This is a genomic window from Collinsella aerofaciens (genome assembly GCF_027679495.1).
Classification (GTDB): domain Bacteria; phylum Actinomycetota; class Coriobacteriia; order Coriobacteriales; family Coriobacteriaceae; genus Collinsella; species Collinsella aerofaciens_AK.
This window is the reverse complement of record NZ_JAQEKC010000001.1, coordinates 69,689-83,324: the sequence shown is the minus strand read 5'-3', so window position 1 is coordinate 83,324 and position 13,636 is coordinate 69,689. Positions and strand designations below refer to the sequence as shown.

The window sequence follows — 13,636 nt, the reverse complement described above, 5'->3', positions numbered from 1 at the left end:
GTTAGTCCTCCTCCATGATCACGTGATGGAACGCACCACCCTCGTAGATGCCGTAGCTGTGCGAGCCGTCCTTGGGGATGCTCACGCTGCCGGGGTTGAAGAGCCACAGGCCCGGGTGCGCGGCGCTTTCCTCGTTAACCTTGATGTGCGTGTGGCCGTAGACGAGCGCGGAGCCCTCGGGCAGCGCGGGCGCGTGGTCGACGCTGTTGTGCATGCCGGCGCCAAAGACGTGGCCGTGCGTCAGGAACAGTTCACGACCGGTCTCGTCGAACAGCGTGGCGTAGTCCGCCATGACGGGGAAGTCGAGCACCATCTGGTCGACCTCGGCGTCGCAGTTGCCGCGCACCGCGATGATGCGGTCGGCCAGGGCGTTGAGCAGCGGAATCACACGCTTGGGGGCGTAGTCGCGCGGAAGGTCGTTGCGCGGGCCGTGGTAGAGCAGGTCGCCCAGCAGAACGATGCGGTCGGGTTGCTCGGACTCGATGGCGGCGCAGAGGCGCTCGGTCCAGTATGCCGAGCCGTGGATGTCGGAGGCGATGAGGTATTTCATGGTGGTCCTTTCGGGAGGGGTTGATGGGGCTGGGCGCGAGATGTCGCCGACCGCGTTACTCAAATCGCAGTGCCGAGGCTTGTGCCGCCTGCATCACGCGCTGGAGCGGCACGTTATGCTCGCGGGCAAGACGGGCGCAGTCCTCGTACTCGGGCGCCGCACGCTCACTGCCGTCGGGCAGGGTGGCTACTTTGACGGCCACCTCGCCCCAAGGCGTCGTCACTTGCTCAAAGCGGCGTGGTAGGCAAACGCGCTCCATAACCTGGCGGCGGATGCCGTTGGTCGTGGTCTCCAAAAAGATAATCGTCTGCAGGCGCTCGATATCCTCGTGGGTGCAGATTACCTGCAGCTGCCAGCCGGGGCGACCTTTCTTGCAATAGAGGGGCAGCCAATGTACCTCGCGCGCACCGGCCTCGCGCAGGCGGTCGGCGGCGAAGGCGAGCACCTCGGGCGACGCGTCGTCGATGTCGCACTCTAGCTTGACGATGGTCTCGGGCGCATCGGTCTCGCGGGACAGCGGAGATGTACTTCCACGTTGCATACGGTCCGGATCCTTTCCGCACGGGCTCGTTTTATTCACCCAAACGCTAGCACATCGGACGTGGCACAGGCGTGACTTTCGTCCGTCGCCGCCCTCGCCCCTATCCAAACATGTACATCAGCCTCCAAACATGTCATTTTATGTCGGTTTTGGAGGCTGACGTACATGTTTTGAGAGCAAGCGAGGCCGCGCCGCGCAGCCTTTCCGATCGATTTCGAGCTCCGGCGTGCGCGGTGTGTTGAGAGCTGCACCATTACAATGGAGCAGATTCGCCGAATGCAAAGGAGTCGCCATGCCCGCCTGCCCGCTGGTCGATTGCCACACCCATACTTCGTTTTCGGACGGCCATGCCTCGTTTGAGGACAACGTTCGCGCTGCTGCCGCCGCCGGCTGCCGCGTTATGGTCTCGACCGACCACCTCACCCTGCCCGCCAGCACGGACGCCAACTGCGAGGTGCAGGTCGTCGAGGGCGACTTGCCGGCACATCGTCTGGCCTTTGAGGACGCCCGCAAACTCGCCGCGCAGATTGCGCCGGAGCTCGAGCTTATCTATGGCTTTGAATGCGATTGGTACGAGGGCTGCGAGCCTTTGGTTGAGCGCTGGTCCGCGGGTGCCATAGTGCGCTTGGGCAGCGTGCACTGGATTGGCGACCCCGGCGATATCATGGCCGGTGCCGCGGGTACGGCGGGAACGGAAAACGTCGCTCGCCCCGATACACCCGATTCCCTTTGCGGTTGGATCGACGACGACACCAACCTGCACGTTTGGGAAAACCTGGGGGTACGCGGCGTGTGGGAGCGCTACGTCGACGACTGGTGCCGCGCTTGCGAAAGCTCACTCAACTTTGACGTGATGGCCCATCCCGACCTGGTCATGCGCTTTTCGAAGGAGGGCTTTGCGCCCGATTTTGACCCGGCGCCGTTTTGGGAGCAGATGGCCGAATGCGCCCACGATACGGGTCGCCGCGTTGAGGTCTCGACGGCTGCGCCGCGCAAGGGGCTCGACGATTACTACCCCGCGACCGGGCTGTTGCGTCGCTTTGCCCATGCCGAGGTGCCGATTACTTTTGGCTCGGACGCGCACCGCGCCTGTGATATTTGCTGGAACATCCGCGAGGCTCAGGCCCACGCCTACGACTGTGGTTATCGAACCTTCGACATCCCCCACCCCACCGGAGAATGGGAATCCATACCCCTCGCCTAAGACTAGTGGCGGCGAGCGTTGAGCTCACCGGCCAGTTCGTCAAGGGTGATACCGTAGCGCTCGAGCGTCACGAGCAGGTGGTAGACCAGGTCGCCGGCCTCGTAGCGAATGTGATCGTGGTCGTTATCCTTACAGGCCATGATGACCTCGCTCGCCTCCTCGGCAAGCTTCTTGAGCAGTTCATCCTCGACGTCGGTCAGCAGACGAGCGGTATAGCTCTCCTGCGGCGACGCGTCGCGACGACCATGAATCACCTCGGCCAGCCCCGTCAGCGTCTCGCCGATATTTCCATCCTGAACATTCGCGGTGCGCACACCCATGGTTCAATCCTTTCTGGTTGGCCAAGCGCTTAGCCGAGCGCCCGCCCTACGCGAGTTTCTTAAAGAAGCAGGTACGGTTGCCGGTATGGCAGGCCGGACCCGGCGAGTCGACCTTGACCAGCAGCGTATCGCTATCGCAGTCGGCCCAGAGCTCCTTGACCTCTTGCATGTTGCCGCTCGTCGCGCCCTTGTTCCAGAGCTCCTGGCGGCTGCGGCTCCAAAACCATGTGGTACCGGTCTTGAGCGTCAGCCCCACCGACTCCTCGTTCATCCAAGCAACCATAAGCACCTCGCTGGTGTCATACTGCTGAACCACACAAGGAATCAGCCCGCAGGCGTCGTATTTGAGCTCGGACGCAGTTGTCACTTGCTCCATTTAAAAATCCAATCTCACGGGGATGCCTTGACTGGCCATATACTCCTTCACCTGGCGAATGCTGAAGGTTCCAAAGTGAAAGACGCTCGCCGCCAGCACGGCGTCGGCTTCGCCCTCGATCACACCCTCGGCAAAATGCTCGAGCGTGCCCACGCCACCACTCGCGATGACGGGGATTGGCACCGCGCGCGCCACGGCACGGGTGAGTGCCAGGTCAAAGCCGGCCTTGGTGCCGTCGCGATCCATGCTGGTCAGCAGGATCTCGCCGGCGCCGCGACGAGCCGCTTCCTCGGCCCACGCCACCGCGTCGATACCCGTAGCGTTGCGGCCGCCCGCCGTAAAGACCTCCCACTTATCGGCGCCCGGCTCCCCGGGCAGCCCCACGCGCTTGGCATCGATCGCCACGACCACGGCCTGGCTGCCAAACGCCGCGGCAGCCTGGCTAATCAGCGACGGGTCGCGCACGGCCGCCGAGTTGAGCGACACCTTGTCGGCACCGGCGGCAACCATGGTGCGCATGCCCGCAAGATCGCGAAAGCCGCCGCCCACGGTATAGGGAATAGCCAGCTCCTCGGCCGCATGCGCCGCCATCTCGATAGTCGTCGCGCGGTTGTCACTCGTGGCGGTAATATCCAGGAAGACGACCTCGTCCGCACCCTCGCGATCGTAGGCACGCGCTAGCTCCACCGGGTCGCCCGCATCGCGCAAGCTCACAAAGTTGACGCCCTTGACCACGCAGCCGTCCTTAACATCCAGACAGGGAATTACGCGTTTGGTAAGCATGGGCTACTCCTCCCCTCGGGCGGCGGCCAGCGCCTGGGCCAGCGTAAAGTTGCCCTCGTAGAGCGCACGACCGGTAATGGCGCCCTCGATGGCATCCTCGCCCACCGCGGCAAGCGCGCGGATATCGTCGAGTGTCGAGATACCGCCCGAAGCCACAACGGGAAAGCCCGCGACCTCGGCCACATGGCGATATGCCGCCACGTCGATGCCCGTCTGCATGCCATCGCGCGCGATATCGGTATAGACCAAGTGTTTAAAGCCCAGCTCGGTGAGCTGCGCCACGGCGTCGTCGAGTGCCACGCCCGCGCCGTCACGCCAGCCGTTCACCTTGACCTGACCGTCGCGCGCGGCGATGTCTGCCACCAACAGCTCGCTAAAGCCGCGAGCCACCACCTCGGCAAATCCCGGCTCGGTCACGAGCACCGTGCCGAGTGCGATGCGACGCGCGCCGTAGCCGGCCAGCTCGTCGATCCGCGCGAGCGAGCGGACGCCGCCGCCCACGTCCACGGACAGACCGTCGACGCTGCAGATGGCCTTAATCGCTGCCGAGTTGGCAGCGCACGCGTCCTCGTCCTCGCCAAAGGCAGCGGACAGGTCGACGACGTGCACCCAGCTCGCACCCTGCTCGGCAAAGGAGCCGGCAACGGCCACGGGGTCGTCGGAATATACCTTGCAGCGGCTCCGGTCGCCGCGCTCCAGGCGCACGACCTTGCCGCCGATCAAATCGATTGCGGGAAACAGAATCATCGGCCGGCCCCCTCGACGATGCTCACGAAGTTCTTAAGAATGCGCTGACCCAGCGCAGAGGATTTCTCGGGATGGAACTGGCAGCCCCACACGTTGCCGTGGCGCACGATGCACGGGAAGCTCCGCGTGTAGTGCGTGCGTGCCAGAACATCGGCGGCATCGGCATCGTCGGCCACCGCATAGCTGTGGGTGAAGTACATATTGGCGCCCTCGGCAAAACCGGCGAGCAGCGGATCGGCCGCACCGGCAGGCGTCATGTGCACCTGGTCCCACCCCACGTGCGGCACCTTCAGGCGGCTCGACTCCAGACGCGCGCACGAACCGCGCATAATACCCAGGCCATCGACCCAGGGGCCACCGGCCTGCTCGGGGGTGTTGCCGTCGGCAACTGCGCCCTCGTCCGCAGGCACGCCCTCGTTGCCGCGCTCAAAAAATAATTGAAGGCCCAGGCAGATGCCGAGCAGCGGAGTTCCAGCGGCAACGGCGTCGAGCACGGCCGCCTCCTCGCCGCTCTGGCGCATAAAGGCGATCGCGTCATAGAACGCGCCCACGCCCGGGATGACCAGGCCGTCGGCGTTGCGAATCTGCTCCGGGTCGTCCGATGTGCAGGCGGCGGCACCGGCGCGCGCAAGCCCGCGCACGACGCTCGACAAGTTGCCCTTGTGGTAGTCGACCACCACGATCTTCGGTTCGCCCACGCGACCCTCCCTTTTCCCATCATCCAAAACCACCACAAAGGGGACAGGCACCTTCGTGGTGGTTTTTACCCTTGTGGCGGTTACAGTGAACCCTTGGTGCTGGGGATGCCCTGCACGCGAGGGTCCAGCTCACAGGCTTGGCGCATCGTGCGGCCCACGGCCTTAAAGGCGGCCTCGATAATGTGATGCGAGTTGCCGCCCGCCAGTTCGCGCACGTGCAGAGTGAGCTTGGCGTCGCGCGCAAAGGCGTAGAAGAACTCGACGGCCAGCTCGGTATCGAAGCTGCCCACACGCTCAGTCGGTACGGGCAGCTCGCAGTAGGCCTGCCCACGGCCCGAAATATCAACGGCAGCCATCACAAGCGTCTCGTCCATGGCGATCGCCGCGTCGGCAAAGCGCGTAATGCCCACCTTGTCGCCCAGCGCCTGGCGAAACGCCTCGCCCAGCACAATACCCGTGTCCTCGACGGTGTGATGCGCATCGACCTCGACGTCGCCCACCGCGTGCACCGTCAGATCGAACAGACCATGGCGGCCAAAAGCGTTGAGCATGTGGTCGAAAAACGGCACGCCGGTCGAGATATCGCACACGCCAGATCCGTCCAGGTCGAGCTTTACGACAATGTCGGTCTCGCCCGTCTTGCGGGTTACCTCGGCATAGCGGTCCATCTACATCTCCTCCTTCACCAGCGCGGCAAACGCTGCCAGCACCTCGTCGTTTTCCTGCGGGGTGCCCACGGTAATGCGCAGGCAGTCCGCGAGCCCCGGCGCGTAGCTAAAGTCGCGCACCAAAATCGAATACTCGTCGCGCAGACGCTCGCGCACGCGCGTGGCATGCGGCGTGCGCACGAGCACAAAGTTCGCCGCGCTCGGCCACGCCTCCACGGGCAGACCCTCGGCAGCCATTGCGCGTAGGGCGCACAGCTCGCGCTCGCGCTCAGATGCAACCTGTGCCACCACGGGTGCGTACGCATCGCGGGCACGTACGCAGGCAAGCGCGGCGGCCTGGCTTAGCACGTTAACCGAGTAGATCTGCCGAATCGCCGCAAACACATCGATGACCTCGGGCGCCGCGATCACATAGCCCAGACGCGTGCCGGCGGCGCCAAACGCCTTGGACAGCGTATGCAGAATCACCAGGTTGGGATGCTCGGCGATAAGCCCCTGCGCCGTGGTGGCCGCGCCAAACGAATCGTCGGCAAACTCCACGTAGGCCTCGTCGACCATCACCATGCCGGGGCAGGCATCGCACAGAGCCGCAACAAAGTCGAGCGGCGCCACGTCACCCGTGGGATTGTTGGGCGAGGTCACGATCGCCAGATTGCACTCGGGAGCCGCCGCAAGCACCGCCGCCTGGTCGAGCTCAAAGGTCGCCGGGTCGCGCCACACGTCGCGCACCTCGGTCTGGCACAGAGACGCAAAGAACGCATACTCGCTAAAGCACGGCGGGCAGTTGAGCAGGGTCCGCCCCGCGCCGCCAAACGCCAGCAAGTAGTTATAGAGCAGCTCGTCACCGCCGTTGCCCACGCAGATATTCTCGCGCGTCACGCCATGCCAAGCAGCAAGCTCATCGCGCAGGTCGTTGGACATGGGGTCGGGATAACGGTTGAGCGGCGTGGCAGCCAGGGCTGCATCAATCGCCTCGCGCACGCCGGCCGGCACGGGATAGGTGTTCTCGTTGGCCGAAAGGTTGATGCGCGTGGGCGTAAAGTTGGGATCATAGGGCTCAATGCCGGCCAGGTAGGGCTGGACGAGCTCCTTCATGCGCGGCGTGAGTTCGGCCATGTTAGGCCTCCTCGCCGGTCGCGCCAACGCCATCCGCGCCCGCAGCCGCCAGGTCAACGCCCTCGGCAACCGTCGCCACGGCGTCACCCGGCCAAGCGACCTTGGTCAGGTCGGCCGCGGCCAGAGACTCGGCACTCACGGCATCCTCGCCCTGCTCCAGCACACGGCGACGCAGGGCGGCGGATAGCGCGTGCGCCCACAGGCCCTCGGCCTCGGCCAGACGCTGTGTGGCGGGAGCGTCGGAGAGCAGGCCCTCGGGCGTATAGCAAATGACGCTCGAGCGCTTAACGAACTCTTCGACCGAAAGCGGGTTGGAGAACATGGCCGTGCCGCCGGTCGGCAGCGTGTGGTTGGGGCCGGCAACATAATCGCCGAGCGGCTCGGAGCTCCAGGCGCCCACAAAGATGGCGCCGGCGTTGCGAATGCCGCCGAGCAGGCCCATCGCGTCCTTGCAGTGCAGCTCAAGGTGCTCGGGCGCCACGGTGTTCACGGCCTCGACGGCGGCAGCCATGTCGGCGGCCACCACGATGGTGCCTTCGTTATCGAGCGAGGCGCGTGTGATCTCGGCACGCGGGGACTGCGCTACCAGAATGTCGATACCAGCCTCGACCTCGCGCGCAAACTGCTCGTCGCAGGTCACCAGATAGCAGGCTGCCAGCGGATCGTGCTCGGCCTGGGCCATCAGGTCGGCCGCGACCACCATGGGCTTGGCCGTGGCATCGGCAAGTACGCAGACCTCGGAAGGGCCAGCGACCATATCGATTCCCACGTCGCCCGAGACAATCTGCTTGGCCGCGGCGACAAAGGCGTTGCCCGGGCCGGTGATCTTGTCGACGCGCGGAATGGTCTCGGTGCCGTACGCCAGCGCGGCCACGGCCTGAGCGCCGCCCACCATATAGATCTCGTCCACGCCGCCGAGCTTGGCAGCCGCGAGCGTATAGGGGCTGATCAGGCCATCTTTTTGCGGAGGAGTCACCATGACCACGCGCTTGACGCCGGCAACCTTGGCGGGAATGGCATTCATGAGCACCGTGGAGGGATATTGCGCGCGACCGCCCGGCACGTAGATGCCGGCCGCCGCGAGCGGGGTCACCTTAACGCCGAGCATCGTGCCATCTGCGCGCGTGGTAAACCAGCTCTGCTCGACCTCGCGCTGGTGGAACTCGCGAATCTGGCGCGCGGCCTTCTCGAGCGCCGCGACAAACGCGGGGTCGAGGTCTTCGAGCGCGGCATCGATCTGCTCCTGCGGCAGGCGGAAGCTCTGCAGCTCAACACCGTCAAAGCGCTGACAGTAATCGCGCACTGCGGCATCGCCGTTGGCGCGCACGTTGGCCACGATATCGCGGGCGGCGTCGACGATGTTTTGCGGCAGCACGCCCTTGCGGTTGAGCTGGTTGGTAACGAGGCGCTCACCGGGAGCAAGCTTGATGGTCTTCATATCGGTATCCCCTATCGGTCGAGGTTGCGTTTGAAAAAACGAGAGACCGGGCGGCGGCGCCAATCGGCCCGCAGCCCAGACGTTGGGACGCCCGTGCGTGCTCGCGCTATTGTGCCGAGCCCGCGACGGGCTCAAAATGCTTGTCCTTCACGGCCGCGGCCAGGCGATCTGCCAGGTTGCGCACGCGCGGATCCAGGCGAGCGGCACCCGGGTTGACAAAGAAGCGGGCCGTGCAGTCCATAATGCGACCAGTAATAACCAGGTCGTTGTCGCGTAGCGTGGCACCCGTGGCGGTAACGTCCACGATGCGATCGGTCATGCCGACGATGGGGCCCAGCTCGATGTTACCGTGCAGCGAGACGATATCGGCATTCACGCCGCGCTCGGCATACCAGGCACTCGCGATGCGCGGGTACTTGGTGGCCACACGAAGCGACCCGCGGCGGGCGTAGTTGCGCTCGGCCTGGCCGGCGCGCCATGCAGGCTCCGCCTCGATAAACGTGCACAGGCCGTAGCCCAGATCGACCAGCTGCAGCAGGTTGAGGTCGGCCTCGATAAGCGAGTCCCAACCGCAGATGCCGCAGTCGGCGCCGCCGCAGCCCACAAAGGCGGGCGCATCGCTGGGACGCACGATGACAAACTCGATATCGCCGACCGTGCCCTCGCCGGCACGCGTGTCGCGACCGCGCACAATCAGGTGACGGCCGGGGTCGCGCAGCTCAGAGACATCCAGGCCCGCGGCCTCGAGCACGTCGAGCGTGTCGGCCTTAAGCGAGCCCTTGGGCACGGCGATGCGTAGCGGGCCTTCGGCGCCGCGGCCCACGGCGTGGTCACCATCGGAGGCGGCGTCCTCGGCAGAGGTGCACGCGGCCTCCAGACGCTCGAGCGAAAAGGCGAAGCCCGCCGCCGGCACCTCGATGCCGTCGCCGAACGCGCCGGTAAAGATAGAGTCGTAGCGACCGCCCGAGCCCACCGGATCGGGCAGGCCACCGGCATAGGCCTTAAAGACCAGGCCCGTGTAGTAATCGAAAGAATTCATAATGGAAAAGTCGAAGGACAGTACCTGAGCGTCCTCGGGAGCCAGGCCCTCGACCAGGGCACGGAGTTCGCGCGTCAGCGGCGCGGCGATACCGGCGGCCTCCAGCAGCGCGTCCACGCGGTCGAGCACCTCGGCACCACCATGCAAGCGCGGCAGTTCGCTGACGGCGGCCTTAACGGCATCGGTCTCGGCGCTTGCCGCCACGCGGGCATCGAGGCCCACAAAGTCGTTGGCGTGCACGCAGCGCAGAGCCTCGGCAGCCAGCTCGCGATCCTCGCACGCCGCGAGCAGCTCCTTAAACGGGCGCACGCTACCTGCGATAATGCGCGCATCGGGCAGCGCCAACTTGCGAACGGCCTCGGCCACCAGCGAGACGATCTCGACATCGCCCGCGGTATCGCCCGCGCCGATGAGCTCAAAACCCAGCTGGGTAAATTGACGCGAACCGCCGGCATTGCGCTGGCATTCGCGAACCACCGGCGCCTCATAGCGCAGGCGCAGCGGCAAGTCGGCCGCGCGCATGCGGGTCGAGACCAAACGCACGATCGGCAACGTATTGTCGGGACGAACCACCAACAAGCGGCCGTCATCGTCAAAAAGCTTAAACGGCGTGTCCGCGATACGGCCGCCCTCCTCGAGCGAGCCCTTGTCCTCGAGCAGCGGCGTCTCAACCGGCAGATAATTATGCTCCCTAAAGCAGCCCTTCACCGTCAGCGCAATCTCCTCGCGCGCCTGAGCCTCCTCGGGCAATATGTCCCGGAATCCCCACGGTGTGGCCGTCATCTGGTGAGCCTCCTCATGCTGTGTTTCGTATGGAACAGAAGACCGGCATAGCTCCGCCGGTTTTCTGGGTACTTTAGCATACTAGAGTGTTTGCGGGGAGAATCGTCCTCCTCGGCTCACACCGTATTCATTTGGAAACATAGGAGCGGATTGTCGCAACCCAACCCCACCTAGACGCCAATCGCACGACGATACTCTGCCATTACCTGCGCATCGGCAGCTGCGGGGTCGGCAAAATAGCGCCAGTCATAGGTCTCGGCCGAAACAACTCCGCGATAGCCGCGCGCCACCAGCCTATCCAGGTCGGCGCGCATATCGCGGTCGCCGTCACCCCAGGCAAGATGCGTCGTGCCATCTGCCGCAACATCGACAAAATGCACGTGGGCGACATCATCGCCAAGCAGATCGAAATAATCGTCGATGGTATCCCCTGCCACCGCCATAGCGCCCAAATCCAGACACGCCTTAAGTGCCGGATGATCAACTGCCTCGATCATGCGCTTCGTATCGGCCGCCGAGTTCACGATCATCGACTCAACCGGCTGTAGGGCCTCGAGCACCAGTCGCACACCGCACTCTCCCGCATGCTCGGCAATCGCACGCAGCATCGAGGCGCTGCGACCCCACGCGTCCCCGATCGGCTCGTTCAAAAATGCCCAGCCGCTCGAGACCATGACCTGCTCGGCTCCAAGTTCCGCCGCGATATCTACAACGTTCTTAAAGTACGCGAGCGTGCGGGCACGCGCCTCATTCCCGCGCGCCGCGATATTCCACGGCTTGGGGTTGTTCTGTTCGGGACAAAGTCCCACAATCCGAACCCCATACCGCTGCGACAGCTCCCGTACCCGCTCGAGCGAATCGTATCCATGGCAATCGACATACAGATGCATCGCCCCGGTCCAAAGCTCGCAACACGTGTAGCCCGAAGCCGACGCCGAAGAAAAGAACTCCTCAAGATCAAAGTAGCGATGGCTGATATTCATAACGGCAAGCTGCGGATACTCCATCTTGTCCACCTTTCGGCAAAAGGGCGCCGCAGCACAGTGTGCGCGACGCCCCCTCTTACATTGTTCTCATTATGACGGATACTCTACTGGACACCAAGCACTCCAAAGAACGCGCCAGCGATACTCACGAGCAGGATCACGAGCATGATGACCAGCGGATTCATCTTCTTTTTGAGCATGAGATAGACGATTCCAAACAGCCCCATCGTGACAAAGCCCGGGAAGATTCCGTTGAGCAGCTCGGCCAGCGTCTGAGCACCATCGCCCGCACCGACCATGAGCGGAATGTCCACGGTGACCATCTCCATGGTCATAGCGCCGATCACCATGGCGCCCATGATAGAGGCCATCTTGACGATCGTGTCCATAATGCCCGATTCCTGGACCTTGCTGATCATGTCCGAGCCAAAGCGATACCCCACAAACGTCAGCAGGTAACGGATGATGTAGTGAGGGACATTGAACACGAGCAGGAACAAAATCGGGCCAAGAATAGAGCCCTGTAGCGCCAGCGACGTGCCGACACCCGTTGCCAAAATTCGCAGCGTGCCCCAGTAGAAGGCATCGCCCACGCCGGACAGCGGCCCCATCAAAGCAAGCTTGACATTAGAGATCGCGCTCGTGTCAAAGCTATCGTCAGTAGCGTTGACCTCCTCCATTGCAGCGGCGATGGACATGGGGAGCGTCGAGATGTACGGCGTGACGTTATAGAGCTCCATATGGCGCTTGAGGGCGGCCTTAAAGTCCGCATCCTGCGGATACAGCTTGCGAAGGATCGGCATAAGGGCCCACATAAAGCCGATATGGCCCATACGCTCGTAGTTCCAGGAATGCTCATAGGGAATCGAGCGCCAGAACAGCTTCTTAAGGTCTGCGCGGGAAATCAGCCCGTCGTAAGAAGACTCAAACTTAAAACTCATCGAACCCACTCCCAATCGCAGGATCATCGGTTGCCACTGCGGGCTGCTCCGCCTTTTTCTTGTCACCCAAAACCGTCATCGCGACGACGATGATCGCGGCAAAGATCGCCACGCCCGTCGTGCTAATGCCAAAGTAGGCGACGAGGAAGAAGCCAGCGAAGAAGAACGGCGCCACCGTCTTGTTCATAATCATCTGAGCCAACATTGCAAAACCGAGTGCGGGCAAGAAGGCGGCGGCGACATCCATACCGGTCTGAACGAAATCGGGGATGATGTTGAGCAGGCTGGCAACAGCATCGGCGCCAAAGAAGAATGCCAGGGGAATAATCAGCAGGCCGCACCAGCTCTGCGCGTAGCCGGCGATGAGCATGTTGCGCGTGATGGCCTTGGTGTCTCCGTCCTCGACGTTTTTGTCGATACGGTGCACCAGCAGCAGCATCACCGGCTGGCCCAGGGCAGTATCGAGCGCCAGGACGATCGTTGCGATGGGAATGCCCAGGGTCAGGGCCGCCGAAGCGTCCGCGCCGGCCTGCATGGCAAGAGATACGCCCAGGATAGTGCCGGAAATCGTATCGGGCGGGTTATAGGCGCCGACCGAGATGGCGCCGACCATGGCAAGCTCCATCGTGGCGCCCATGATCGTACCGGTCACCATGTCGCCCATGACAAGGCCAACCAGAGGTCCGAGCACGATCGGGCGCTGGAGGTAGCTCGTGCCCGTCAGCCACTCGGAATAGCCCAAAAGGGCAATCAGGAAAATCAGGATTGTCTTGATAACCATGACAGCCCCTAACCGATAACCTTCGCGGCGTCAGTCTTCGCATCTGCCGGAATCATCTGAATGAACAGTTCATAGCCCTCGCCGAGCAGCTCTTTGACGTATGCCTCGTTTTCGGGCGTAAGGAACACGCTCGTCGAGACCTGGCGGGCATTCTCGCTAAAGGCAACGTTGCCGAGGTTGATCTTCTTGACTCCCATCGCCTTGGCGACGGCACCGGCCTGCTGGATCGTCTCGCAAACCACGAAGAGCTTGTACTTGTCGGTCACTCCGCTCTGGAGCGCCTTGACGGCATCCTCGGTGTTTTTGACAACGACCTTGCAGCCCTCCGGCTTTGCAAGGGACAGGGCCTGCAGACGAAGCTTGTCATTGAGGACCGTGTCGCTCACCAACAAGATGCAGTCGGCACCCAGAGCCGAGGTCCAGCTAACGGCAACCTGGCCGTGAAGCAGTCGATAGTCCACGCGAATCATCTGAATCATGATGTGCTCCCTAGTGGTTAAAACTCATCGAGTTCGGCCTGCCCCAGCAGGTCGTTGACGTACTTGACCTTGGTGTCGTCCGCCTCGACGATCTGGCGAATGGCCTCATCGATCGGGGTGGATTCGGGCACGAACAGCAGCTGAATAAGGAGCGGCAGGTTCATGTTGGTCACGAGGTGCGTGTTA

At 63.4% G+C, this 13,636-nt stretch carries 16 protein-coding genes; 1 reads left to right on the top strand and 15 read right to left on the bottom strand.

Annotated elements, in window-relative coordinates:
* Position 1: 1 nt before the first annotated feature.
* Both yfcE and larC2 read right to left on the bottom strand, forming a co-directional pair.
* The gene (gene yfcE, locus PGW49_RS00445; protein ID WP_138113401.1) at positions 2 to 550 is read right to left on the bottom strand and encodes a phosphodiesterase; all 549 of its coding nucleotides are present in this window, start codon (positions 548 to 550) and stop codon (positions 2 to 4) included.
* Positions 551 to 605: 55 nt separating this feature from the next.
* Positions 606 to 1,091, bottom strand: a complete 486-nt coding sequence (gene larC2, locus PGW49_RS00440; RefSeq protein WP_138113403.1) for a nickel pincer cofactor biosynthesis protein LarC2 — start codon at positions 1,089 to 1,091, stop codon at positions 606 to 608.
* A 292-nt stretch (positions 1,092 to 1,383) separates the two neighbouring features.
* Between larC2 and PGW49_RS00435 the strand changes: the two genes are divergently transcribed.
* Positions 1,384 to 2,295 (top strand): PHP domain-containing protein, encoded by a 912-nt coding sequence (locus PGW49_RS00435; RefSeq protein WP_270224944.1) that lies wholly within the window; start codon positions 1,384 to 1,386, stop codon positions 2,293 to 2,295.
* 2 nt (positions 2,296 to 2,297) lie between these two features.
* Here the strand turns inward: PGW49_RS00435 and hisE are convergent, their stop codons facing one another.
* The 13 genes from hisE to PGW49_RS00370 form a co-directional block, all read right to left on the bottom strand.
* Positions 2,298 to 2,615 (bottom strand): phosphoribosyl-ATP diphosphatase, encoded by a 318-nt coding sequence (gene hisE, locus PGW49_RS00430; protein WP_006235893.1) that lies wholly within the window; start codon positions 2,613 to 2,615, stop codon positions 2,298 to 2,300.
* Positions 2,616 to 2,661: 46 nt separating this feature from the next.
* Positions 2,662 to 2,991 (bottom strand): phosphoribosyl-AMP cyclohydrolase, encoded by a 330-nt coding sequence (gene hisI / locus PGW49_RS00425; RefSeq protein WP_138113407.1) that lies wholly within the window; start codon positions 2,989 to 2,991, stop codon positions 2,662 to 2,664.
* Positions 2,992 to 3,774 carry an imidazole glycerol phosphate synthase subunit HisF gene (gene hisF, locus PGW49_RS00420; protein ID WP_270224940.1) on the bottom strand — a complete coding sequence of 261 codons (783 nt, stop codon included), beginning with the start codon at positions 3,772 to 3,774 and terminating at the stop codon, positions 2,992 to 2,994. It abuts the gene before it with no gap.
* A gap of 3 nt (positions 3,775 to 3,777) precedes the next feature.
* Complete coding sequence (locus PGW49_RS00415) at positions 3,778 to 4,521, bottom strand: 1-(5-phosphoribosyl)-5-[(5-phosphoribosylamino)methylideneamino]imidazole-4-carboxamide isomerase (protein ID WP_138113409.1); 744 nt, start codon at positions 4,519 to 4,521, stop codon at positions 3,778 to 3,780.
* A complete protein-coding gene (locus PGW49_RS00410; protein WP_138113411.1) occupies positions 4,518 to 5,219 on the bottom strand; it encodes an imidazole glycerol phosphate synthase subunit HisH in 702 nt (233 codons plus the stop codon). Before PGW49_RS00410 ends, PGW49_RS00415 begins: the two co-directional genes overlap by 4 nt.
* 80 nt (positions 5,220 to 5,299) lie before the next feature.
* The gene (gene hisB / locus PGW49_RS00405; protein ID WP_117769952.1) at positions 5,300 to 5,887 is read right to left on the bottom strand and encodes an imidazoleglycerol-phosphate dehydratase HisB; all 588 of its coding nucleotides are present in this window, start codon (positions 5,885 to 5,887) and stop codon (positions 5,300 to 5,302) included.
* On the bottom strand, positions 5,888 to 7,003 hold the full coding sequence (gene hisC, locus PGW49_RS00400; RefSeq protein WP_270224937.1) for a histidinol-phosphate transaminase: 1,116 nt from the start codon (positions 7,001 to 7,003) through the stop codon (positions 5,888 to 5,890).
* Position 7,004: 1 nt separating this feature from the next.
* Positions 7,005 to 8,441: a histidinol dehydrogenase gene (gene hisD / locus PGW49_RS00395; protein ID WP_138113415.1), complete on the bottom strand. Its 1,437-nt coding sequence runs from the start codon at positions 8,439 to 8,441 to the stop codon at positions 7,005 to 7,007.
* Positions 8,442 to 8,547: 106 nt separating this feature from the next.
* Positions 8,548 to 10,263: an ATP phosphoribosyltransferase gene (hisG, locus tag PGW49_RS00390; RefSeq protein WP_138113417.1), complete on the bottom strand. Its 1,716-nt coding sequence runs from the start codon at positions 10,261 to 10,263 to the stop codon at positions 8,548 to 8,550.
* Between the two features lie 170 nt (positions 10,264 to 10,433).
* On the bottom strand, positions 10,434 to 11,270 hold the full coding sequence (locus PGW49_RS00385; protein WP_138113419.1) for a sugar phosphate isomerase/epimerase family protein: 837 nt from the start codon (positions 11,268 to 11,270) through the stop codon (positions 10,434 to 10,436).
* A gap of 83 nt (positions 11,271 to 11,353) precedes the next feature.
* Positions 11,354 to 12,190, bottom strand: a complete 837-nt coding sequence (locus PGW49_RS00380; protein ID WP_117629983.1) for a PTS system mannose/fructose/sorbose family transporter subunit IID — start codon at positions 12,188 to 12,190, stop codon at positions 11,354 to 11,356.
* Positions 12,180 to 12,971 carry a PTS mannose/fructose/sorbose/N-acetylgalactosamine transporter subunit IIC gene (locus PGW49_RS00375; RefSeq protein WP_138113421.1) on the bottom strand — a complete coding sequence of 264 codons (792 nt, stop codon included), beginning with the start codon at positions 12,969 to 12,971 and terminating at the stop codon, positions 12,180 to 12,182. The genes PGW49_RS00380 and PGW49_RS00375 overlap by 11 nt, the downstream gene beginning before the upstream one ends.
* Positions 12,972 to 12,979: 8 nt before the next feature.
* The gene (locus PGW49_RS00370; RefSeq protein WP_117564885.1) at positions 12,980 to 13,450 is read right to left on the bottom strand and encodes a PTS sugar transporter subunit IIB; all 471 of its coding nucleotides are present in this window, start codon (positions 13,448 to 13,450) and stop codon (positions 12,980 to 12,982) included.
* Positions 13,451 to 13,636 lie beyond the last annotated feature (186 nt).

What these genes read in the sequence shown, in the direction of transcription:
- yfcE (WP_138113401.1), bottom strand. Translation starts at nt 550, where the DNA reads ATGAAATACCTCATCGCCTCCGACATCCACGGCTCGGCATACTGGACC.
- larC2 (WP_138113403.1), bottom strand. Translation starts at nt 1,091, where the DNA reads ATGCAACGTGGAAGTACATCTCCGCTGTCCCGCGAGACCGATGCGCCC.
- PGW49_RS00435 (WP_270224944.1), top strand. Translation starts at nt 1,384, where the DNA reads ATGCCCGCCTGCCCGCTGGTCGATTGCCACACCCATACTTCGTTTTCG.
- hisE (WP_006235893.1), bottom strand. Translation starts at nt 2,615, where the DNA reads ATGGGTGTGCGCACCGCGAATGTTCAGGATGGAAATATCGGCGAGACG.
- hisI (WP_138113407.1), bottom strand. Translation starts at nt 2,991, where the DNA reads ATGGAGCAAGTGACAACTGCGTCCGAGCTCAAATACGACGCCTGCGGG.
- hisF (WP_270224940.1), bottom strand. Translation starts at nt 3,774, where the DNA reads ATGCTTACCAAACGCGTAATTCCCTGTCTGGATGTTAAGGACGGCTGC.
- PGW49_RS00415 (WP_138113409.1), bottom strand. Translation starts at nt 4,521, where the DNA reads ATGATTCTGTTTCCCGCAATCGATTTGATCGGCGGCAAGGTCGTGCGC.
- hisB (WP_117769952.1), bottom strand. Translation starts at nt 5,887, where the DNA reads ATGGACCGCTATGCCGAGGTAACCCGCAAGACGGGCGAGACCGACATT.
- hisC (WP_270224937.1), bottom strand. Translation starts at nt 7,003, where the DNA reads ATGGCCGAACTCACGCCGCGCATGAAGGAGCTCGTCCAGCCCTACCTG.
- hisD (WP_138113415.1), bottom strand. Translation starts at nt 8,441, where the DNA reads ATGAAGACCATCAAGCTTGCTCCCGGTGAGCGCCTCGTTACCAACCAG.
- hisG (WP_138113417.1), bottom strand. Translation starts at nt 10,263, where the DNA reads ATGACGGCCACACCGTGGGGATTCCGGGACATATTGCCCGAGGAGGCT.
- PGW49_RS00385 (WP_138113419.1), bottom strand. Translation starts at nt 11,270, where the DNA reads ATGGAGTATCCGCAGCTTGCCGTTATGAATATCAGCCATCGCTACTTT.
- PGW49_RS00380 (WP_117629983.1), bottom strand. Translation starts at nt 12,190, where the DNA reads ATGAGTTTTAAGTTTGAGTCTTCTTACGACGGGCTGATTTCCCGCGCA.
- PGW49_RS00375 (WP_138113421.1), bottom strand. Translation starts at nt 12,971, where the DNA reads ATGGTTATCAAGACAATCCTGATTTTCCTGATTGCCCTTTTGGGCTAT.
- PGW49_RS00370 (WP_117564885.1), bottom strand. Translation starts at nt 13,450, where the DNA reads ATGATTCAGATGATTCGCGTGGACTATCGACTGCTTCACGGCCAGGTT.